A 20,559-nucleotide genomic window follows, 5' to 3' on the forward strand; every position below is an offset into this window, starting at 1 on the left:
GCGCACCTGCTGATGCCGGGGCGGCCCTGCGGTCGCGCGCTCGTCCGCCGGCGGCTGCGCCGGGGGTGTTCGCGCGCTCGGCGCGGCGGCGGGCGCCGCGTCCTCCGCCTGTCACCCCGGCAGCAGCCCGCGGGCACTCGTCCACATCCGGGTGATGACATCGGCGGCCGGCTCCTCGGTGGCCAGCGCAGCGCTCTGTCCCGCCCAGTAGTTGCTGCGGTCGAGCCCGTCGGTGGTGCCCCGCCGCCACTGGCTGACGAGTCTCAACTGGTCAGGGAAGCACGCGGGGCTCGGGGCGCCGGGCTCCTCCCACGCCATCACATAGGCGGTGCGCACGGCCCGGGCCAGGCGGCCCGAGTAGGCACGTGTGGTCACGGTGTCCTCCGGGCCCAGATCCTCCAGCGTGGCCGCCCACTCCTTGCTGGTCCCGGTCTCGGGGCAGCGCAGCAGTACGGTGCCGACCTGGACCGCGCTGGCGCCCAGGGTGAGCGCGGCGGCCACGCCACGTCCGTCCGCGATGCCTCCGGCCGCCACGATCGGCACGCGCAGCCGGTCGGCGAGTCGGGGCAGCAGGGCGAACAGACCGACGTCGGCGCGTTCGGCGTCCTGCCGGAAGCTGCCGCGATGCCCGCCGGCCTCCATGCCCTGGGCCACGACCACGTCCGCACCGGCGTCCTCGGCGGCGAATGCCTCGTCCAGTGTTGTGGCGCAGGCGAACCAGGCGATGCCCCGCTCGTGCAGTCGGCGGACATACTCGGGCTCGAACAGACCCATGATCGAGGAGACGGCCGTCGGACGGGCGGCGAGCATCGCCTCACACTGTTCCCGGAACACCGGCGGGTCAGGCCCGCCCGGCTCGCCCGGGGTGCCGAAGCCGCCGAGGAACTCCCGCGCGCCGTCCATCTGACGTTGCCGTTCCGCTGGGTCGGGGCCGGCCGTCTCAGGAATCCAGACGTTCAATTGGAACGCACCGGACGAGCCGGCCCGGAATTCCTCCGTCCATTCGGCGATGCGCCGGGGACTGTCCTGGAGCACGCCCCGGGCTCCCATACCGCCGGCTCCCGCCACGGCCACGGCCAGTTCCGGAGGGCTGGATCCGGCCATCGGCGCCTGGAGGACCGGCAGGCCGAGTCCGAATCTGTCGCAGAACGCCCGTGCCCGCTGCCGCGCTTCGGTCATACCGGACGCTCCTCGTTCACCGTCGGTGTCTCGTGTGCCGGTCTGGCGGCCCGTCAGTGCCCGGCCGCCGCGGGGGCCGGGCGCCTCAGCCGAAGTCCCGCTCGATCTGCGGATAGAGCGCGGCGGGATCCCGGCAGAGCTTGGACTTCACCATGCGGGCGAAGTCGTCGGCGATGACTTCCTCCCGGTCCTCCTCCAGCCCGACCAGCACGGCCCGCGCGACGTCGGCGGGCGCGATCTTCTCCAGTTCGACGCCTGCGGCCAGGTCCGTGTCCGCGAAGTTCAGGTGGACCCCGGTCACCAGAGTGCTCTGTCCGCGCAGGCTCGACCGCAGGGCGTTGCTCAGGGCCCACTCCGCCGCCTTGGACGCCGAGTAGGTGGGGATGCCCGGCAACGCCACCCAGGAGGCGACGGACAGGATGTTCACCAGGGCGCCGCCGCCGTTGCGCCGCAGTACCGGAGCGAACGCCTGGGCCACCCGGAGGGAGCCGAGGTAGTTGACCTCGATCTCCTGGCGGGCGTCGTCGATGGATGCCCGCAGGACGTCCTGCGGCCTCGCGATCCCGGCGTTGTTGATCAGGATGGTCACCTCGGGGCAGTTCTTGGCCGCCGCTGTCACACTCGCGTCGCTGGTGGTGTCGAGTTCGACGGGGATCACGCCCTCGTCGCTGACCGCCGTCTTGTCCCGAGCCGCTCCGTAGACGTTCGCCCCCGCCGCGGCGAGCACTCGGGCGAACTCCCGCCCGAGGCCGCGATTGGCTCCGGTCACGAGCGCTGTCGCGCCTTTGACCTCCATGGTGTGCTTTCCTCTCGCAAGTGGCAGCCGCGTCCACGTGGACAGTGGTGGACAGCGGCGGTGCCCGGATCACAGGGCCGCCACGCCACTTCGTCCCGGCGGGCCTGGCGAGCCGCACTCGTCTTCGTCCCTACCTCCGGTATACGCCGGGTCGGCCGGACGGGCGAACCCTGACGCGGTGTCCGGACGGGCTCCGGGCCGTGGTGCGGCAGTCGTCACGCTCACCGGCGCACGGGCAATGACCCTCAGTGTCGGCACCCGCGCGTGTGACGCCTCCGGGCGTGGGGTTACCTTTCCGAGGGCGCCGGACGATCACGGAATCACCTGGTCGAGGGCAGCCACGCGGTAGGCCGATGCGGAGGTGCGCCATGTTGGAGGTGCTGGGGCTCGATCACTGGGCGGAGGTCGCCTATTTCGCCCTGGTCGACGATTCACCGCTGAGCGTCGGCGACCTGGAGAGCCGGACCGGCATCGAACATGACGCGCTCAGGGGCGCGTTGGTCCGCCTGGAGGACCGTGGCCTGATCTCGCGGATGGCGGGGCGGCCCGTACGGTACGCCGCGCTGCCGCCGGAGAACGCGGTCGAGGTACTGCTGCTGGCGAGGGAGCGGGACATCCAGCGGGTCCGGGCGCTGGCCCAGCGGCTCGCCGACCGGCACCGGAAGGCCCGGACCGGACGCGACTCCACCCCGCTGATCGAGGTGATAACGGGCCCGGACGGCGTGGCCAGGTGCGGGCAACAGGTCTTCCGCAGGGCGGAACGGGAGATCCGAGGCATCGACGCACCGCCGTACGCGCAGACGATCGACGGCAGCATGGTCAACTCCAGTACGAACATCGAGGGCCGGCGGGTGCGCAGCCGCTTCATCCATGCCCGGGACGCTTTCAGCAGGCCGGACGCGACGCTGCGCATCGAACGGGATGTCGCGGCCGGGGAGGAGGTGCGCTTCCTGCCGGAGGCGCCCATGAAGATGGTCCTCGCCGACGACCAGGCGGGGCTGATCCCGCTGCTCGCCACACCGCGGGTACTGGACTCCTGCATCCTGGTCCATCCGTCGGCGCTGCTCGACGCGCTGTCCGCGCTCTTCGAGACGCTGTGGCAGCACGCGCAGCCGTTCATACCGGGAGGGCCCGCCGACGACGAGGGCGGCGAGTTCGTCAGTGAGGAGGAGCGCCGGATCGTCTCGCTGCTGGCCACGGGACTGCCCGACGAGGCGATCGCCAGACAGCTCGGCGTGGGCCACCGTACGGTGCAGCGCAGGGTCCAGGCGTTGCTGGTCAGGCTGGGTGCCAGCAGCCGGTTCCAGGCCGGTGTGCTGGCCGCCAGCCGGGGCTGGTGGCTGCCCGGAGGGCCGGAGTAGAAGCCGTGCGGGGGCGGCCGCCGCGGCGGCCGCCCCCTTGGTGCGGGTGCGGTGTTACTGGTGCAGCAGGCTGAAGTCGCTGGTGACGACCCCGTCCTTGACGATTCTCACGGTTCTCGTCGTCGGCTTGTAGCCCGTGGCGGCGACGATCACCGTCAGCGGGTTGTCCTTGGCCGGCAGCCAGAGCTGATAGCCGCCGTCCGTGCCGGTGCTGAGCGTGAAGTCGCCGTTCTTCGTGTCGATCTGCACGGTCGCGCCGGCGAGAGGTGTGATGTCGCCGTCCGTGCTCGTGCCGGTGACGGTGCCGGTGAGCAGGCCCCAGCCGGCGGGTGCGGTCACCGTCATGGTGACCGGTACGGTCACCGCTCCGTAGGGTGTGTCGGTGTCGATGACCAGGGCGGCCCGGTGGTCACCGGCGTCGGCCGGTCCCATCGCGCTCGCGTCCAGTGTCACCGTGACGGTGGCCGACGCGCCCGCCTTGACCGTGACCGACTTGGTGGACTCGGTGAGCCACGGCACATCCGCGTGCGGCTGGTCGTAGCCCGCCAGTTTCTGGGCCGCGGTCTGGGTCGCGCCGGCGGCGTTGCGGCCGCCGATCACATACCAGCCGGGTGCGGACACCGCGTTGATCAGCGGGTTCGCCAGGTTCGGCAGCGCCGACCAGGCGTCCGCCGCCGGGTCGTAGGCGTATGCCTCGTTGGTCAGTGCCTGGGCGCTGATCACGCTGCCGCCGGAGATGAGCAGTCTGCCGTTGGCGGCGGTGCCCGTGGCGCCCCAGAAGTCGATCGGGGCGTCCGCGATCTTCTTCCAGTCACCGGTCTTCGCGTCGAGCGCGTAGCCCGCGGCGGTGTCGGCGGGCGGCTGGCCGTTCGGCTGGTACGCGCCGCCGGCGCAGTAGAGCACGCCGTCGGTGGTGGCGCAGGACTCGTAGGAGACCGGCTTCGGGTACGGCTTGCCGGCGGACCAGCGGTCGGCCGCCGGGTCGTAGATCTGCACGTCCTCGGTACCGCAGTTGAGCTGGTCGCAGCCGCCGATCACATACAGCTTGTCTCCCAGGACGGCCGAGCCGGCCGAACCGTACGCGAGGGGCGCGTCGGCGATCTGGGACCAGGTGTCGGTCGCCGGGTCGTAGACGTCGCCGCCCGGGATCGGTGTGCCGGCGGCGTCCTTGCCGCCGGTGACATAGAGCTTGCCCCGGATGAAGCCGTACGCCGGGGCGAACCGGCCGGTGACCGCGTCGGCCAGCTCCTTCCAGCCGCCGGTCGCGGGGTCGTAGGAGAAGAATCCCTTGTTCCACTGGCCGCTGGGGCTCTGGCCGAGGCCCGCGTAGAGCACACCGTCGTTGACGGCGGCGAGACCGCCGTACGCTCCGCCGGGCAGGTCCGCGACGGCCCCCCATGCCTGGCCGGTCTCCGGGCCGGTGGCCTTCGCCGCCCCGGTGGACCCGCGCGTGGCGGTGTTGGGCGTCAGCTCGCTCCTGACCCGGTGTCTGGCGGCTCCGGCGGCCTTGCTGACGGGGCCGCCGAGCCCCTTCTCGCCCAGGGAGACGGTGGCCGCCGAGCCGCCGGTGTTCTTCACCGTCACCTTGACGGTCGCCTCGTCGCCCCACTTCACCGAGCGGCCCACCGCGGTCTCGTTCAGCCGCAGTTGGGCCGGGTGCAGCGCGATGTCGGCCGCGGTGACCGTGTCCGCGGTGACCTTGACCTTGGTGGTGACCTCCGGGTAACCGAATCCGGCCAGTCCGGCCGTGAACTGCTGCTGCTTGCCGGTGCGGCTGGAGAAGGCCCAGTACAGGCCGTCGCCGACCGCCGGGTCGCCCGGCGAGGCGACACTGTGACCGGAGTCCGACGGGACGGCGACGCTCCGCACCGTGGCACCGAGCACCCCGGCACCGGTGTTGGAGTCGGTGATCTGCCCGACGAGCAGGCCGCCGGGGATGGTCTCCAGGGCGCGGGTGCCCACTGCCACGTTGTCGAGCTGCCAGGTGCCGGTCAGGCCGCCGACGAAGTGGAAGCGGACGCGTACGCCGGACTTGCCCGCGTACGCGGTGAGCGGGACCGCCTCGTGCGACGGGCCGTTGACCACATCGGTGTGACGCCAGACGTTCGTCCAGTTCCGTCCGTCGTCGGTGCTGACATCGACGTCCGCGGTGAGGTCGTCGAGCCGGTAGAGCGGCGGGAGGGCGGTGTCGAAGTCGAGTTCGGGCCTGGTCTCCCTGGAGAAGTCGTAGCTCGGGCTGATCAGTTCGGTGTCCGCGGGGGCCCAGCCGAGGGCGTAGTCGTCGACGATGGCGAACCGGCCGTCTCCACCGGTCTGGTTGCCCCGGTTCAGCGGGTCGTCGAACTGCCAGCCGCCGGCCTCGGTGTTGTTCTTCACCGTCCAGCCGCCCGGCTTGGAGCTGCTGTCGAAGCTCTGCAGGCCGCCGCCGTGGTAGGTGATCGCGTAGCCGGGCGGGAGCGCCCCGGTGCCGGTCAGCGGAAGACCGATGTCGGCGGTCTTCGAGGAACCGGCGACCGCCACGGTCGCGTTGCCCGGCTCATAGCCGGGGTAGAGCGCTGCGGCGTGCAGCTTGTAGGTGTGGTCCATCGGCACCTTGACGGCATAGTGGCCGGTCTTCGGGTCGGTGAAGACACTGCCGGGCACGCCGTCGACGGTGATCTTGGCGTATACGCCCCAGCCGTGGCCGCCGCCGTCCTTGACGGTGCCGGAGATGGTCTGGGTGGCCACCTCGGCGAGCGGGATGTCCTTGGTCAGGGTGTCTCCGTCGGCCAGGTCCACCGTGCCGAGGCTCTGGTCGCCGTACCCGAACGCGCTGACGGACAGCGGATAGGAGCCGACCGGAACCGCCAGGTGGTAGCGGCCGTCCGCATCGGTGGTCGCACGGTACTGGCCGAGGGTGACCGTGGCGCCCGGGACGGGCTTGCCCGTCGACGAGTTGGTCACCGTACCGCCGAGCGTGCCGTGCGGGCCGGGCCTGAAGGCCGCCACTCCCTGGGGTGTGCCCAGGCCGGTGGGGCCGTCGTAGCCGGGTCCTGCTATGCACTCGTAGCTCGGTGTGCACTCCGGTGTGGAACCGAAGCCGCAGAGCGAGCTGTCCGGGCAGCTCGCGTCGTCGCCCTCGGTCACGTCGTTGAGCGCGCCCGGGCTGAGGTACGGGTACGAGGCGGGGTAGGTGTCGGCGACCGGGGAACCGGCCAGCGCGTACACACCGGCGATGATCGGTGCGGAGGCGCTGGTGCCTCCGTAGACGTTCCAGCCGCCGTCGGAGAAGCTGTTGTAGACGGCGACCCCGGTGGCCGGGTCGGCGACCGCGCTGACGTCCGCGACCGAGCGGCCGGCGCAGCCGGAGTCGGTCTGGAACGAGGGCTTGGGCTCGACCTCGGAGCATCCGGAGCCGGGTGCGCCCCAGTACTTCTCGCCGGACGCATGGGTGATGACGCTGTTCCAGACCTTCTCGGACCAGCCACGCCCGCTGTTGTCGCGAGTGAGTGAGGTGCCGCCGACGGAGGTGACGTACGGCGACGAAGCCGGATAGCTGACGCCGTATCCGCTGTCCGCCGAGCTGGCCACGATGGCCGTTCCGGGGTGGTTGAAGTACGCCTCGTCGTAGGCCCGGTTGCTGTAGTCCTCGCTGTACGCCCCGTACGAGTTGGACACGTATTTCGCACCCAGCTCGACCGCCGTGTTCACGGCGGTGCCCAGGTCGTCGGAGGTGGGTCCGTCGGCCTCGACCAGCAGGATGTGGGCCTTCGGTGCGACGGCCGAGACCATGTCGACGTCGAGCGAGATCTCACCGGCCCAGTCGCCGTTCGACTGCGGGTAGTCCGCTCCGCCGCGCTGGTCGACCTTGCGGAAGCAGCCGTTCTCGGTGGTGCAGGCGGGGAGGCCGTACTGCGCCCGGTAGATCGCCAGGTCGGCCTCGGCGTTGGGGTTGTCGTAGGCGTCCACGATCGCGACCGTGGCGCCGGCGCCTCCGTCGGCGGGCAGGCCGTAGGCGGACAGCAGGTCGGCGGGGGCGTATCCCTCGGGCCCCGCGGCGGCGGCCCTGGCCGTGGTGCGCGGCTGGACGCCGAGCTTCTTCGCCACGTCGGTACGGCGCACCGCGAAGCAGGTGAACTCGCCCGGCTTCGGTTTTCCGCACACCGGCTCCGCGGCGGCCGTGGTGCCGCCGCCGGCCGGCGCCGCGGCGGCCTGCTGCGGCACCTGCAGTGCCAGCACACAGAGCAGCGCGGCGCTGACCGCGGCGATCAGCCGGTTCACGCCGGTCCGTCCGGGTCGTGCGTATCGGGCGACGCGGCTCGTACGAGCACCGCCCGGTACGGGTCTCGCCGTATGGCCCGGTCTCGCCGGGGATGGTCTTTGGGCACGCAAGAAGGACTCCACTTGATGACGCAGTGGGCCGACGCGGGACGTCACGGTCGGCGGCGATACGCGGATGGCCTCGCTGGGAAGAAAGATCCACCTGCCCGGAGCGGCCGGTCAATGCGGTGAGCTGGCGGTTTGACGCCGTGACGGGTTAACGCCAGGAGGCCGCGCCCGGGCCTGCCCGGGTACGGGACACGGCTCTCTCCGGTACCGCTCCTACCGCCGCGGTCACCGCGGCCCGGGAATCGCCTGCCCGATCCAGATGCTGGTGATCGCGCTGATGTACCGCGCCCCGCAGCGGTCCGACGGCACGACGAGCTGGCTTCCTTCGGCATCCAGCGGACGGCCGTCCATGCGCGTGGCCAGCAGGACGGGCGTGTTGGTGAAGTCGGCGTCCAACTCCGCCCAGGACAGCACCGTATGGTGCCCGTCCCCGCCGGTCACGGCCAGCAGATAGCGGGAACGGTCCTTGCGCCGCCGGGGGTCGAAGGCCGGACCGGCGCCGATGACGACCTCACGCAGCAGTGGCCCTTCGAAAAGGTGGCCCTGGGGGCCCTTGGAGGCGCAGTCGAAGGAGACCTCGGTCCGGTGCTGCTCCCAGCCCTCCCTGAGGTCCCCGACGGACAGCGTCGCCGGCCGGAGCAGCTCTCCCCGCAGAGTGAACCGCCTTGTGTGGGTGGAGAGTCGGCTCATCGGCTGCTCCCTGGGAACGGTCCGCCGTGACGGGTGCCCCCAGGTGATGCCCTGCAGCGGAGATCGAGAACCGCGAACGCCAGCCGCAATCGCTTTTCTCCTGGCATCTGTGCCCGATCCAGGGGTCTAATGCCCGCAGATGCCGCCGAGTTGGTGGGGCGTTTCAGTCGCTGACGCTGCTCTTCTTCGTGTAGAGGAGGTCCTGGTAGTCGGGGTGCCGGGCGATCCAGCCGGTGTAGAAGGGGCAGACGGCGAGCACCGCGAGGCCCTGTGCGCGTGCCGCGTCCAGGGAGGTCCTGACCAGCGAGCCGCCCACTCCCCTGCCCTCGAACGCCGGCTCCACCTCGGTGTGCACGAAGGCGACCAGCTCGTGGGTGCGGATGTACTGCGCCACACCGGCCAGGGTGCCGTCGATGTACGCCTCGTACCGGCCGGCCTCCGGGTTGTCGGAGACCGTCACCGCGCCGGTCGTGCTCGAATCGCTCATGATCTCGCCTCAATGCTCTGGGGTGGCGGAGGAGAGTTTCTCCACCACGGTCGGCCTATAGGATGATCGTAAAGTGCGGAGAGCGCGATGGTGGACCGGCCGTCGTCGCGGCCCGCCCCGTGCCGGTTCCGCGCCCGTCCGCGGTGGTTCCGCTCGTCCGTTCGGCGAGTGCGGTGGCCACCGGGCCTTTCAGCCACGAACATGAACACGGACCGGCGGAGGAGGCACAGTGAAGATCGCGGTACTCGGCGCGACCGGGGGCCAGGGCGGCGCCGTCGTCAGGGCTCTCCTCGACGCGGGCCACGCGGTCCGGGCGGTGGTACGCGACCCCGGTGAGGCCAGGGCCCGCGCACTGGAGTCGGCGGGCGTCGAGGTGGTCACCGGCGAACTGTCCGACGCGGCGTCCCTGACCCGGGCCTTCCAGGACACCTCGGCGGCGTTCGCCGTCACCACGCCTTTCGGAGCGGGGCTGGAGGCGGAGAAGGCACAGGGGCTGGCGATCGTGGAAGCGGCGGCGCGGTCCGCGCTGCCGCATCTCGTCATGGCCTCCGTGGCCAGCGCGGACCAGAACACCGGGATCCCGCACTTCGAGACCAAGGCCCGCACCGAGGAGGCCCTCGCCGCCTCCGGGGTGCCGGCCACCGTGGTCGCGCCGACGTATTTCTTCGACAACGCCCTGGGGGCGCGCCAGGAGATCGCCCGGGGCGAGATGACCTTGGCGCTGCCCGCCGGGACCCCGCTCCAGCAGGTCGCCCGGCGGGATCTGGGCCGGGTCGTCGCGGCCGTCGTCGCGGACCCGGACCGGTGGATCGGACGCCGGGTGGAGGTGGCGGGCGACGACCCCACGCCCACGCAGATGGCGCGCGCCATCGGGGCGGCGGCGGGCGGGCCCGTGGTCTTCCGGCAGATCCCGCTGGAGGCCGTCAGACGGGCCAACCCCGACATGGGCGCCATGTACACGTTTCTCACGGAGTCCGGTTACAGCGTCGACCTGGAGGCGCTGCGCGCGGACTTCCCCGACATCCCCTGGGTCTCGTTCCCCGACTGGGCCGGGGATCAGAGCTGGCCGGTGCCGGGCGATGGCTGAGCGCCTTCGGTTCCGGCGCTCCGGCCCCGGGTGCCGCGGCCCGGTGGCCGGACGGACCACGGCGTCAGACGCTCCGGCAGGCCACGGCCCGGAAGTCCGCCATCGATGTCGTCCGGTAGATGTCGCCGTCGCTGTCGCGTTCCCCGGTGTAGTAGCGGACCTGGCCGGGGGCGAGGGCGGCCAGGTGTCCGACGGTGAAGTCGACGGAGGCCGCGGACCACGAGTTGTCGTTCGTGCCCCCGAAGAGCGTATAGACCCGGTGCGGGGCGAGAGCGCCGGAGGATGACCGTTCGACGGTCCAGCCGTCGCCGCCTTCGTCCAGCGGCCAGGTGGTGAAACCGGTGGCGGGATCGGTCCGCGCCCATCTGCCGACGGTCTTCGAGGGGGCGTCCGGCTTGTCTCCGTCGGTGTACAGCTCCGCGACGTCCATGTGGTCGTGGCAGACCACCATCACGCCGAGCGGCCGCCCGTCCTCGGTCACGGAGATACCGGTCACCCCCGCGGTGGGCACCGTGCAGCCCTGCACCGTCACCGCCGCCGCGCAGACGGCGGTCGCCAGGGCGAGGCGGCGAACCGTTGTCCTCATCCGCTTCCCCCTTCACGTCACCGCCTTACGGGACCCGGCGTTTCCCCGGCCCTCGGCCCGGACCCCGGCGGCGCGTGACCGCGAACGCCTCCGCACAACATCCGTCCGGACGGCGGGAGTCCGCTCCCCCGGCCATGGCGGCCCCTGATGTTCCACACGCCGCGGGGGCCGTGCCGGTTGCACCGCCCGGCCGCCGTTCTCCTGGCGTGCGGGTCGCATCCCGTCACGTCCGGGACAGCGATTCCCCCGCGACGCCACCCGCCTGACCGGATGTGTGCCGCCCGCGTGGCGGTGGACCCGCCCCGCGCCGGAAACACGGGCGTCCTGCCGCCGGTGCGCCCGTCCGGCCGGCGGCAGGACATGCCGGAGAGCCGTCCGGAGGCGCGGAACACCTCCGGACGGCTCTCCCGTCCGCCGCTCGGCCGCTCGCCCGCGCGGGTCTCAGAACGCGGCGAGCCCCAGGTGCTCCCGGAGCGTGGTGCCCTCGTACTCCGTGCGGTAGACGCCGCGTTCCTGGAGGATCGGCACGACGCGGTCCGCGAAGTCGTCCAGGCCGCCCGGCGTCAGGTGCGGCACCAGGATGAATCCGTCGCTCGCGTCGGACTGCACGAAGTCGTTGAGGGCGGTGGCGACCGTCTCCGGGGTGCCGATGAACGACTGCCGGCTGCTCACCTCGATGATCAGCTCGCGGATCGACAGCTTCTTCGCCTCGGCGAGTTCGCGGTACTGGCGTGCGACGGCCAGGGGATCGCGGTTCATCCGGACACTGGCGCGGCCCCTGGCGACCGTGTGCTCGCCGGGGTCGGGATCGATCTCCGGCAGTGGTCCGTCCGGGTCGTAGGCGCTCAGGTCACGGTTCCACACCTGCTCCAGGAGCTTGATCGCGGTCTGGCCGCTGACCTGCTGACGGCGGATCACATGGGCTTTCTCCTGGGCGTCGGACTCGGTGTCGCCCAGTACGAAGGTGACCCCGGGCAGGACCTTGAGTTCGTCGGGGGACCGTCCGTAGCGCGCCAGCCGGCCCTTGACGTCGGCGTAGAACTCCTTGCCCGCCTCCAGTGTGCCGTGTCGGGTGAAGATCGCGTCGGCGTCGGCCGCGGCGAACTCGCGGCCCTCGTCAGAGTCTCCGGCCTGGAAGATCACCGGGCGGCCCTGGGGGCTGCGGGGGACATTGAACTGGCCGGTGATGTCGAACTGCTGGGTGTGGTAATCGAAGTGCCCGGCCCCCGGGTCGGACAGGAACGTGCCGGACTCCTTGTCGGCGACGATCTCGTCACCGCGCCACGAGCCGAAGAGTGTCTTCGCCGCGGCCAGGAACTCCTTGGCCCGTTCGTAGCGGGCGTCCTGCGGGAGGAATCCGCCTCGGCGGAAGTTCTCGCCGGTGAACGCGTCCCACGAGGTGACCACATTCCAGGCGGCACGGCCGCCGGAGAGATGGTCCAGGCTGGCGTACTGCCGGGCGACCTCATAGGGCTCGTTGAAGGTCGAGTTGATCGTGCCGGCCAGCCCGAGCCGGTCGGTCACGGCGGCGAGGGCGCTCAGGACGGTGAAGGTGTCCGGCCGTCCGACGACGTCCAGATCGTAGATGAGGCCGTTCTGCTCGCGGAGGCGGAGGCCCTCCGCGAGAAAGAGGAAGTCGAACTTGGCGCGCTCGGCGGTCCTGGCGAGATGGACGAAGGAACGGAAGTCGATCTGGCTGCCCGCGGCGGGGTCGTTCCAGACGGTGGTGTTGTTGACGCCGGGGAAATGCGCGGCCAGATGTATCTGCTTGACGGGCTTGCTCATGTCACGTCCTCGATGCTCGGTGATGGCGCCGGGTCACGCGGCCGCGTAGCGATTGGCCGGCCTGCTGAGTCCGAGCAGCCCGCGCAGGGTGCCGGCCCCGTACGCGCTGCGGAACGCCCCCCTCCGCTGAAGCTCGGGGACCAGGTCGCGGGTGATCGCGAGCAGGTCGTGCGGGAGGGACGCCGGGCGGAGCCGGAAGCCGGAGAGTCCGGCGGACCGCCAGTCGAGCAGCAGGTCCGCCAGTCCGGCCGGGGTGCCGGTGAAGACGAGCGCGTCCGAGGACGTGGCCTCACCCGCGAGGTCGTCGAACCACGCCTTGCGGGCGCGCGCGGCCTCCTCGGTGCTGTCGAGAAAGACGACCAGATCGCCGAAGACGTGCAGCGGTTCCCCGGCCCGCCCGGCGGCGGTCTGTTCGCGTCGTATCTCCTGTTCGATGGTCCGGGCCTGCTCGCTGTCGAACGGCGTCACATGGACGACGTCGGCGGACCGCGCACCGAGCCGGTACGGCACGGTGGCGTGCGCGAGAGCCGTGACCACGGGCTGCCCCTGCGGAGGACGCGGGGTGATGGAGGGACCCTTGACGCTGAACCACTTTCCGGCGAAGTCGATGTAATGCAGCCGGTCGCGGTCGACGAAACGGCCGGTGGCCGCGTCGCGGATCACCGCGTCGTCCTCCCAGCTGTCCCAGAGGCGGCGCACCGCCTCCACATAGTCGGCGGCCTCCTCGAAGAGATCCGCGAGCAGAGCGGCCACCGCGGGGTCGTCCCGGTCCTCGATGCGGAACTCCGGGAATTCCCTGCGGCCGAAGAGCGCGGCCTCGTACGCGCGGGCGGAGACCTGGATCCGCAGCCCGGCCCGGCCGGTGCTGACGTAGTCGAGGGTGGCTATCGCCTTGGAGAGGTGGAATGGCTCGGTGTGCGTCACCGTCGCCGCCGGCACCAGACCGACATGGCTGGTCAACGGTGCGACGCGGGCCGCGATCAGGACGGCGTCCAGCCGGCCGCGGACCCGGCCGGGGGTGTCGCCGGTGTCCGTCCGGTCGTAGCGGGCGGACTGGAGTCCGAGTGAGTCCTCGATGGTCACGAAGTCCACCAGGCCGCGCTCGGCCTCCTGGACCAGATCGACCCAGTAGCGCGGGGTGAAGAGTTCGTCGGCGCGCGCGTCGGGCGCGCGCCAGGCCGCGGGATGCCAGCCGGCGCCTTCGAGCGCTATGGCGAGATGCAGGGGAGATGTCTCGGGCACGGAGAAACACCACTTCCGGAGAGACGCGATGGCGGATATGCCGGGAAAGGGGCAGCGGGCCGCCCGGGCGGTCGCGGGGGCGGCGTGCTGTGGAGGAGAACGAGAGCGCTCGGACGACGAGGCCGGGTACACGGCAGGGCGACGGGCCCGAAATCACCGTCGGACCGCGGGCCCCCGGTCAGCAGGCCAACGGCTGGAGAGCGCGGGGACGGCCCGGAGTCAGGCGCGACAGATGGCGCCGGCGACGCGCAGCAGATCGATGTGCAGGCGCAGAAAGGCGGTGTGTGATGTGCGCGGTCCGATCGCCATCGCCGCCTCATCCCTCGTCGCTCTGTCCGCGCTCGTCCGCCGGGGTCCGGCGGACGTGGTCTGCGACCGGGGGCCCCACGACGAACGGGGACTTCCGGCCGGCGGGCCAGACCTCAGCGCCGGTGCTCGCACCCGGATCCAGCGTAACCGACCATCGCCGCGGCCATCAATGCGGCAGGACTGACGGTGCGCCGGCCCCGCCGTTGCCCAGGGGCGCGGGAGCGACCGGCCGCCCGCCGCGCGGGTCAGGCCGCGAGCTGATTGATCTCCCGGCTGTGCAGGATGTGCGGTCCGGCGCCTCGGAGCCCCACCACCGCGAGCATCGCGCGGCCGATGTGCTCGGTCGTGGTCACATGGCCCGGCGCCAGTCTGCGCAGCACCGGATAGAGCCAGGCGGTGAGGGCGTACATCAGCCGGTACAGCCGGGTCCTGGACGTCGCTCCGTGGCGGGGCCGGATGTAACCCGGCCGGAACATGTACGCGTGGAAATCCATGGCGAGCAGTTCATTTTCCGTGCGTCCCTTGACACGCGCCCAGGCCGATCGGCCCTGTCCGGTGCTGTCGGTACCCTCGCCCGAGACATAGACGAAGGTCAGGGCGGGGTTGCCCGGGGCGAGCGCACGCGCGGCGGCGAGTGTGCAGTCGTAGGTGATGCGGCGGTACTCCTCCTCGCTCCGGCCGGCCGAGGAAACGCCCAGACAGAAGAAGCAGGCGTCCAGGCCGGCGAATTCGTCCGCGAGGGAGGTGAAGTCGGTGAAGTCGTCGTGGACGATTTCACGGACCTTCGCGTGATGGCCTCCGCCGGGTGCGCGGCTCACCAGCAGGACGCTCTCGACCCGTTCGTCCCGCACACACTCACGCAGAACGCCTTGGCCGACCATGCCGGACGCCCCAAAGATGATGACCTTCACTTCAACCGCCTCTCGCTGTGCGCGACCGCCAGCATAACCACATGGTTAGAAAAAGTGCGCGGCACCTGCCGCGAGTCGGCTCCGGGCGGGAGATAAGGACTGGTTGGTCAAGAGATATCCTCGGTCCATGGTGAAGAAATCCGATGTGACGAAGGCGAGGCTGCTGGAGGCCGCGACCCAGGAGTTCGCGACGTACGGGATCGCCGGGGCGCGAGTGGACCGTATCGCCGTCTCCGCATCGGTCAACAAGAACCTGATCTACGTCTACTTCGGCAACAAGGAGCAGCTCTTCGACACGGTCTACGCGGCCGCCATCGAGGAGTTGCTGTCAGCGGCGCCGTTCGACGCGCGGGACCTGCCCGGTTACGCCGGCGCGCTCTTCGACTTCTATCGCGCGCATCCGCATCTGCTGCGGCTGGCACGCTGGTACGGCCTGGAGCGGCCCGGGGCGGACGCGCTGCCCGTCGCCCAGGAGTCGACCGTGGCCAAGCTCCGCGAACTGGCCGCCGCCCAGGCGGACGGGCTGGTCGACGCCGGTATGCCGGCGCACGCGCTGCTGACCCTGGTGCTGGTCCTCGCCGGCGCCTGGAGCGACGGCTCCCCCGAGGGCCGCACCCCCGACGAGGACGCCGCGCTGGTCAGCGTCCGCCGGCATTCCGTCGTCGTCTCGGTCGGTCGCCTCACCCGTCCCCCGGGGACGCGGAACGGCGCGGTGTGGGAGCCCGCGGAGATCTCTGACTGACCAGTCAGTCCGGCACGGGATCCGGACAGCCGGCCCGGGTCAGGGACCGCCCGGCGGGACCGCTCCGCGAACGCTTTCGCGCGTACTCGACAAGTACCGGGTGAGGCCGCAGTTCACGCGGCCACGGAGGGGAGGTCCAGTGGAAACGGACGACGAGCTTCTCACCCGCTCGGTGCGGGACACAGAGGCGTTCGAGCCGCTGGTGGCGCGGCATTCGACGGCGCTGCACGGCTATCTCGCACGCCGGGCGCCGCGGGCGGCGGACGATCTTCTGGCCGAGGTGTGGCTGCAGGCGTACACGGCACGCGGCACCTACGACTCCGGCCGGGGCGCCGCGCGGACCTGGCTCTTCGGCGTGGCCAGGAACGTACTCGCCGCGCACTGGCGCCGGCACTCGGACGACCGGCGCACGCCGCGCGCCGCCGAGGAGAGCGACGACCCCTGGCAGGCGGTCGACCGGCGGCTGGACGCCGCCGCGGTGGCGCCGCTGATCCGCCGCACACTGGCCGGACTCCCCCATGTGGAGCGGGAGTTGCTGCTGCTGGTGGCCTGGGAGCAGCTCACGCCCACAGAGGCCGCCGCCGTGGTCGGCATACCCCCGGGCACCGCCCGCTCCCGGCTCCACCGGGCCCGTACGCGACTGCGCTCGGCGCTCGGCACCCCGCAGACCCCTCCCCTGGCAGGAGACCTCGCATGACCGGCACTCAGTACGACAGGGAACTCCTCGACTTCGACGGCGCGGACCGGCTGCGGGCCGCGGGTGCGACCGCCCCGCCCGGCCCCGCCGTGGTCGGTGCCGCGCTGGCGGCCGTACGGGCCGCCGCCGCGCGGGAGGACGGCGTGGCGACCGTCGCCCACCGGCCGGTCCGCCGCACCCGGCGGCTCATCGTCTCCGCGGCGACGGTCGCGGCCGTCGCCGCCGGTGTGGCCGTCTATCCCACGCTGGGCTTCGGGGGCCGGGCCCCGACGACCGCGGACGCGGCGGGCTTTCTCCACGAGGTCGCGGACAGCGCCGCCGACAGGCCCGCTTCCGGGGCCCCTTACTGGAAGGTGACCGCCTCCTCGGTCCTGCCGGCGACCGGAAAGCGGACGGTGTCCCGGGTCTCGTGGCTGAGCAGGACCGGGATGGTCACGCGCATGGGTGAGGGCCCGGCCTTTGACTTTCCCGCGGGAAAGGGCAAGGACGCGCTGATGGCGTGGGACATCGTTGGCAAGGCGGTGACCTGGGACGATCTGGGGACGCTGCCCACCGATCCCAGGGCGCTCCAGGCGCGGCTGCTCGGCGGGGCCACCGGGCCCGCCGCCTGGGAGGCGCTCTTCAACGGTGTCGACGCGCTGCTGTCCCGGGCGCCGGCCGGCCCTCGGCTGCGCGCCGCGCTGTACGAGGTCCTCGCCGGCATTCCGGGGGTGCGCCTGGCGGGCGAGGTCAAGGACAGCACAGGACGTGACGGTACGGCGGTCGAGCTGGACAACGGCGACCGGAGCAGCCGTCTGATCATCTCCCCCGCGACCACCCAGCTCCTGGAGACCGAGGTGCTCGTCCGGGGCGGCAAGAAGGACGGCGACCTCGTCAGCCGCACCACCTACCTCTCGGCCGAACCCGCCTGGGACGCTCCCCGTGGCCGCAGCCCCCTGCCGGAGACCGGTGGCGGCTCCCCGGGCGTCCCCCGGCTCCCGGCGGGCATCGCCACCCCGAAGCCTCTCGCGCCACCGAAGCCCGCGGAGTGAGGCCCTGACCGGCGGCCCCGGCCCATGAGGTCGTAGACCGGCCTCACGGGCCGCGGCCGCCGCACCCGGCGTTCTCCCGGCGGTGGGCGCGGTGCTACTTCTGCGCGAAGGCGGCGTTCCAGCCGGTGAGTTCCGCCGGGCGGTTGGTGATGATGCCGTCGACCCCCATCGCCTCCAGCGCCTTCCAGCGAGCCGGGGTGTCGACCGTCCACACCATCAGCGCGACGCCGGCGGCGTGCAGAGCGGCGACAACACCGGGCCGCTCGCTCAGGGCTTCGTCCGACGGGTTGTACGAGGCGAGGTGCAGCTCTTTCGCCGTGGCCACCGGATCCGCGTCCAGGTCACTGCGGAGCAGTCCCAGAGGCAGTTCGGGTGCGAGCTCGTAGGTGTACTTCAGGGCGTTCACCTCGAAGCTCTGCACGAATACGCGACCGGTCATCTGGTGATCACGGATGGTCTTGACGATCGTCGCGACCTCGGCCCGGGTGTGCGCGCCCTTGATCTCCAGCAGCAGGTCCCCGCCCCGGGTGCGCAGATCGTCCAGTTGCGCCGCGAGGGTCGGGACACGCGTCCCGGCGTAGGAGGGCGCGAACCAGGAACCGGCGTCGAGTGCCTTGAGCTGGGCGGAGGTGAGGCTCCGGATGGCGCCGGTGCCGTCGGTCGTCCGGTCCACCGTGCTGTCGTGCATCACATGGGGGACGCCGTCCTTGCTCGGCTGGACGTCGTTCTCGATGTACTCCGCCCCTCCCCTGCGTGCCACCTCGTCGGAGACCAGGGTGTTCTCCGGTGCGGCGGACGCGGCGCCGCGGTGCCCGATGACGGTGAGCGGCGACCCCGCGGGCCGGATCCAGTTCCGCGCGGGGAGTTCGGTGACGAGCAGATCGTCGAAGGACACGGTCGCGCCGTTGACCAGAAGCGCCTCCACACCCGCGGCGGAGCGGGCGACACCGCTGGTGCGCAGGGCCTCCTTGCCGTCGAAGAACCAGCGCGCCATCGAACCGTGCACCTCCGCGGCGATCCGTACGTCCCGGCCGGTCCCGGCCGCCGTGGGCGCCGCGGCGGTGTCGGTGACATTCCAGGTGTTGGCCGTCGTCCGCTGCGCGAACTCCAGTCCGTTGGCGGCCGTGGTGCCGGTGCGCAGGGTGGCGATCGACCAGGGCACGGCCCCGGCCGCCGGAACGTCCAGCCCCATGGCTGCCCAACGGGCGGTGTCGGCGGCGGACTCGAAGCGGGCGGTCACCTCGATGCGGTAGTCGTCGAGGTGTTCACCGAAGGTGATACGGCTCTGCTGGGAGGAACTGGTTGACGCCCCGTACAGACGGCCGTTCCTCACCTGCCAACTCCCCTCCACCGCCCGGAAGCCCGCCGGCAGCGCGCTTCCGGAGAAGTCCGCGGAGAGGACGACCCGCTCAGCGGCGGCGGTGGCCGCGGCGTTCCCGGCGTCGGCCGGGGCGGTCGCGAACACGGAGCAGGAGACGATGACGGAGGTGGCGAGCAGCGCTGTACGCGCGCGAGACAGTGGTCGGCCCATGGCGGACAACGTATGAGCGGGGCGGCAACGCGCGTGAACGCGGAGGGGAACGCCAACGGACGGTCAGAAGACCGTTGGCTCCGTTCCGGCGGGCGGCACGGAGACGGAACCCCGGCCCGGCACGTCTCCCGCGGGGGTCAGAATCGGAGATACACGTTCTTGGTCTGGGTGTACTCCTGCAGTTCCTCGATGCCTTCCTCCCGGCCGATGCCCGAATTGGCCACGCCGCCGAACGGCGTGCCGGGGACATGGGCGGCGCTCCAGTTGATCCAGAGATAGCCGGTCCGCAGATCGCGTGCCGCCGCCATGGCGGTCCGCAGTTCCTTCGTCCAGACGCTGGCCGTCAGTCCGACGGGCAGGGCGTTCGCCTCCGCGATGGCCTCGTCGTAACTGTCGAACGGCGACGCGACGAGTACCGGGCCGAAGATCTCCTCCGTGAACAGCGGGCCGGTGGCGCCCGAGGGAGCGGAGAACAGCGTGGGCCGTACGTAGTATCCCGGCCCGTCCGGGATCTGGCCGCCCGCGACGAGTTCCAGCGCGGGATCGGACAGGCCCGCCGTGATGTAGCCGGTCACCTTGCGGTACTGGTTCTCGGAGGCCAGCGGTCCCATGTCGGTGTCCGGCCGTGTCGGGTCGCCGACCCGCATCCGGTCCAGGCGTCTGCCCACTTCCGTGACCACCTGGTCGTAGACGGAACGGTGGATCAGCAGCCGTGAGGTCGACCCGCAGGACTGCCCCTGCCAGGTGAAGTTCATCCCTCTCACCGCGCCTTCGACCGCGTCCTCCAGATCGGCGTCGGGGAAGACGATCAGCGGGTTCTTGCCGCCGAGTTCCAGGGTGACCGTCTTGACCGCGACGTCGGCGGCCTGGGCCTGAATCCTGCGGGCGACCGGCTCGGAGCCGGTCAGGGCGATGCGCGGCACGTCCGGGTGGGTCACCAGGCGCTCACCCACCACGCCGCCGAGACCGCTGACGATGTTCAGCACACCGGCGGGCACGACACCGGCGGCCAGCTCGCCGAGGCGCAGCGCCGACACGGAGGTCGCCTCGGCCGGTTTCAGGACCACCGTGTTGCCGGCGAGCAAGGGGGCGGCGATACGCGCGGCGGCGAACATCAGCGGGTGGTTGAAGGCCACGATCCGTCCGACCACACCGAACGGATCGCGCAGTGTGAAGTCGGCGGAGTTCCGCCCGGCCGTCGGAATGGTCTCTCCTCGCAGGTGCAGCGCGAGGCCGGCGAAGTACCGCAACTGCTGTACGGCGATGCGGAAGTCGTCGCGCATCACGGCGATCGGGCTGCCGTTGTCGACCGTGTCGATCCAGGCCAGTTCCTCGCCGTGGGTCTCGATCGCGTCGGCGAGATCCCTCAGTACCTGGGCCCGGTCGGTGACCGATGTGGCCGCCCAGTCCGGGGCCGCCCGGGACGCCGCGGCCACGGCGTCGTCCACGTCGGACGGGCCGCCCAGGGGGATGCGGGTGACGACCGTCTCGTCGGCCGGGTTCACCACGTCGAGTGTCCCGGCCGAGGCGGCGTCCTTCAGTTCTCCGCCGATCAGCATCCGCCAGTGCCGGTCGACGATCTCGCGGACGTCCGGGACGGCGCCCGGCCCCGATGGGCTGTCCTGGCGGACGGACTCGCTGATCGATGCGGCGTTCATGGGTCAAGTCCTCTCCGGCCGGCAGGTCCTCTCCGGTGTGTCCGGCGCCGAAGCCCCTGACCCGTACGGGCACGCTGGCGGGGGGGCCGGCTGAGGGCC

At 71.7% G+C, this 20,559-nt stretch carries 17 protein-coding genes; 5 read left to right on the plus strand and 12 right to left on the minus strand.

The window, feature by feature from the left end:
• Window positions 1-111 precede the first annotated feature (111 nt).
• Window positions 112-1,179 carry a nitronate monooxygenase gene (locus tag ABZ707_RS17730; RefSeq protein ID WP_360175045.1) on the minus strand — a complete coding sequence of 356 codons (1,068 nt, stop codon included), beginning with the start codon at window positions 1,177-1,179 and terminating at the stop codon, window positions 112-114.
• Between the two features lie 85 nt (window positions 1,180-1,264).
• Entirely contained in the window at window positions 1,265-1,975 is a 711-nt protein-coding gene (locus ABZ707_RS17735) for an SDR family oxidoreductase (protein ID WP_360175047.1), read from the minus strand.
• Between the two features lie 368 nt (window positions 1,976-2,343).
• On the opposite strand from ABZ707_RS17735, the gene ABZ707_RS17740 reads away from it, so the two are divergent.
• Complete coding sequence (locus tag ABZ707_RS17740; RefSeq protein ID WP_360175049.1) at window positions 2,344-3,336, plus strand: helix-turn-helix domain-containing protein; 993 nt, start codon at window positions 2,344-2,346, stop codon at window positions 3,334-3,336.
• A 54-nt stretch (window positions 3,337-3,390) separates the two neighbouring features.
• On the opposite strand, the gene ABZ707_RS17745 is transcribed toward ABZ707_RS17740, so the two are convergent.
• The 3 genes from ABZ707_RS17745 to ABZ707_RS17755 form a co-directional block, all read right to left on the minus strand.
• Window positions 3,391-7,596: a carboxypeptidase regulatory-like domain-containing protein gene (locus tag ABZ707_RS17745; RefSeq protein ID WP_360175052.1), complete on the minus strand. Its 4,206-nt coding sequence runs from the start codon at window positions 7,594-7,596 to the stop codon at window positions 3,391-3,393.
• 333 nt (window positions 7,597-7,929) lie between these two features.
• Window positions 7,930-8,394, minus strand: a complete 465-nt coding sequence (locus ABZ707_RS17750) for a molybdopterin-dependent oxidoreductase (RefSeq protein ID WP_360175055.1) — start codon at window positions 8,392-8,394, stop codon at window positions 7,930-7,932.
• Window positions 8,395-8,557: 163 nt separating this feature from the next.
• Window positions 8,558-8,881, minus strand: a complete 324-nt coding sequence (locus tag ABZ707_RS17755) for a GNAT family N-acetyltransferase (protein ID WP_360175058.1) — start codon at window positions 8,879-8,881, stop codon at window positions 8,558-8,560.
• 229 nt (window positions 8,882-9,110) lie between these two features.
• Here ABZ707_RS17755 and ABZ707_RS17760 point away from each other — a divergent pair, with 229 nt between their 5' ends.
• Window positions 9,111-9,968 carry an NmrA/HSCARG family protein gene (locus tag ABZ707_RS17760; RefSeq protein ID WP_360175061.1) on the plus strand — a complete coding sequence of 286 codons (858 nt, stop codon included), beginning with the start codon at window positions 9,111-9,113 and terminating at the stop codon, window positions 9,966-9,968.
• A gap of 64 nt (window positions 9,969-10,032) precedes the next feature.
• Here the strand turns inward: ABZ707_RS17760 and ABZ707_RS17765 are convergent, their stop codons facing one another.
• The 5 genes from ABZ707_RS17765 to ABZ707_RS17785 form a co-directional block, all read right to left on the minus strand.
• Window positions 10,033-10,554 (minus strand): hypothetical protein, encoded by a 522-nt coding sequence (locus ABZ707_RS17765; RefSeq protein WP_360175064.1) that lies wholly within the window; start codon window positions 10,552-10,554, stop codon window positions 10,033-10,035.
• 441 nt (window positions 10,555-10,995) lie between these two features.
• Window positions 10,996-12,339 (minus strand): NtaA/DmoA family FMN-dependent monooxygenase, encoded by a 1,344-nt coding sequence (locus ABZ707_RS17770; protein WP_360175067.1) that lies wholly within the window; start codon window positions 12,337-12,339, stop codon window positions 10,996-10,998.
• 33 nt (window positions 12,340-12,372) lie between these two features.
• Complete coding sequence (locus ABZ707_RS17775; RefSeq protein ID WP_360175070.1) at window positions 12,373-13,581, minus strand: LLM class flavin-dependent oxidoreductase; 1,209 nt, start codon at window positions 13,579-13,581, stop codon at window positions 12,373-12,375.
• A 219-nt stretch (window positions 13,582-13,800) separates the two neighbouring features.
• Window positions 13,801-13,890: a putative leader peptide gene (locus ABZ707_RS17780; protein ID WP_319678986.1), complete on the minus strand. Its 90-nt coding sequence runs from the start codon at window positions 13,888-13,890 to the stop codon at window positions 13,801-13,803.
• 245 nt (window positions 13,891-14,135) lie between these two features.
• On the minus strand, window positions 14,136-14,801 hold the full coding sequence (locus ABZ707_RS17785) for an NAD-dependent epimerase/dehydratase family protein (RefSeq protein ID WP_360175073.1): 666 nt from the start codon (window positions 14,799-14,801) through the stop codon (window positions 14,136-14,138).
• Window positions 14,802-14,928: 127 nt separating this feature from the next.
• Here ABZ707_RS17785 and ABZ707_RS17790 point away from each other — a divergent pair, with 127 nt between their 5' ends.
• The 3 genes from ABZ707_RS17790 (at window position 14,929) to ABZ707_RS17800 (ending at window position 17,271) form a co-directional block, all read left to right on the plus strand.
• Window positions 14,929-15,543 (plus strand): TetR family transcriptional regulator, encoded by a 615-nt coding sequence (locus ABZ707_RS17790; protein ID WP_360175076.1) that lies wholly within the window; start codon window positions 14,929-14,931, stop codon window positions 15,541-15,543.
• A 139-nt stretch (window positions 15,544-15,682) separates the two neighbouring features.
• Window positions 15,683-16,240 (plus strand): sigma-70 family RNA polymerase sigma factor, encoded by a 558-nt coding sequence (locus ABZ707_RS17795; protein WP_360175079.1) that lies wholly within the window; start codon window positions 15,683-15,685, stop codon window positions 16,238-16,240.
• The gene (locus ABZ707_RS17800; RefSeq protein WP_360175082.1) at window positions 16,237-17,271 is read left to right on the plus strand and encodes a hypothetical protein; all 1,035 of its coding nucleotides are present in this window, start codon (window positions 16,237-16,239) and stop codon (window positions 17,269-17,271) included. Before ABZ707_RS17795 ends, ABZ707_RS17800 begins: the two co-directional genes overlap by 4 nt.
• Window positions 17,272-17,365: 94 nt before the next feature.
• Here ABZ707_RS17800 and ABZ707_RS17805 read toward each other — a convergent pair whose 3' ends face one another.
• Together ABZ707_RS17805 and ABZ707_RS17810 are read right to left on the minus strand one after the other, a co-directional pair.
• Complete coding sequence (locus ABZ707_RS17805; protein WP_360175085.1) at window positions 17,366-18,802, minus strand: glycerophosphodiester phosphodiesterase family protein; 1,437 nt, start codon at window positions 18,800-18,802, stop codon at window positions 17,366-17,368.
• A 137-nt stretch (window positions 18,803-18,939) separates the two neighbouring features.
• Window positions 18,940-20,460: an aldehyde dehydrogenase family protein gene (locus ABZ707_RS17810; protein ID WP_360175088.1), complete on the minus strand. Its 1,521-nt coding sequence runs from the start codon at window positions 20,458-20,460 to the stop codon at window positions 18,940-18,942.
• Between the last annotated feature and the right edge of the window lie 99 nt (window positions 20,461-20,559).

The organism is Streptomyces sp. NPDC006923, assembly GCF_040635655.1.
Classification (GTDB): Bacteria; Actinomycetota; Actinomycetes; order Streptomycetales; family Streptomycetaceae; genus Streptomyces.

What these genes read in the sequence shown, in the direction of transcription:
- ABZ707_RS17755 (WP_360175058.1), bottom strand. Translation starts at nt 8,881, where the DNA reads ATGAGCGATTCGAGCACGACCGGCGCGGTGACGGTCTCCGACAACCCG.
- ABZ707_RS17740 (WP_360175049.1), top strand. Translation starts at nt 2,344, where the DNA reads ATGTTGGAGGTGCTGGGGCTCGATCACTGGGCGGAGGTCGCCTATTTC.
- ABZ707_RS17765 (WP_360175064.1), bottom strand. Translation starts at nt 10,554, where the DNA reads ATGAGGACAACGGTTCGCCGCCTCGCCCTGGCGACCGCCGTCTGCGCG.
- ABZ707_RS17805 (WP_360175085.1), bottom strand. Translation starts at nt 18,802, where the DNA reads ATGGGCCGACCACTGTCTCGCGCGCGTACAGCGCTGCTCGCCACCTCC.
- ABZ707_RS17730 (WP_360175045.1), bottom strand. Translation starts at nt 1,179, where the DNA reads ATGACCGAAGCGCGGCAGCGGGCACGGGCGTTCTGCGACAGATTCGGA.
- ABZ707_RS17800 (WP_360175082.1), top strand. Translation starts at nt 16,237, where the DNA reads ATGACCGGCACTCAGTACGACAGGGAACTCCTCGACTTCGACGGCGCG.
- ABZ707_RS17770 (WP_360175067.1), bottom strand. Translation starts at nt 12,339, where the DNA reads ATGAGCAAGCCCGTCAAGCAGATACATCTGGCCGCGCATTTCCCCGGC.
- ABZ707_RS17735 (WP_360175047.1), bottom strand. Translation starts at nt 1,975, where the DNA reads ATGGAGGTCAAAGGCGCGACAGCGCTCGTGACCGGAGCCAATCGCGGC.
- ABZ707_RS17810 (WP_360175088.1), bottom strand. Translation starts at nt 20,460, where the DNA reads ATGAACGCCGCATCGATCAGCGAGTCCGTCCGCCAGGACAGCCCATCG.
- ABZ707_RS17750 (WP_360175055.1), bottom strand. Translation starts at nt 8,394, where the DNA reads ATGAGCCGACTCTCCACCCACACAAGGCGGTTCACTCTGCGGGGAGAG.
- ABZ707_RS17790 (WP_360175076.1), top strand. Translation starts at nt 14,929, where the DNA reads ATGGTGAAGAAATCCGATGTGACGAAGGCGAGGCTGCTGGAGGCCGCG.
- ABZ707_RS17780 (WP_319678986.1), bottom strand. Translation starts at nt 13,890, where the DNA reads ATGGCGATCGGACCGCGCACATCACACACCGCCTTTCTGCGCCTGCAC.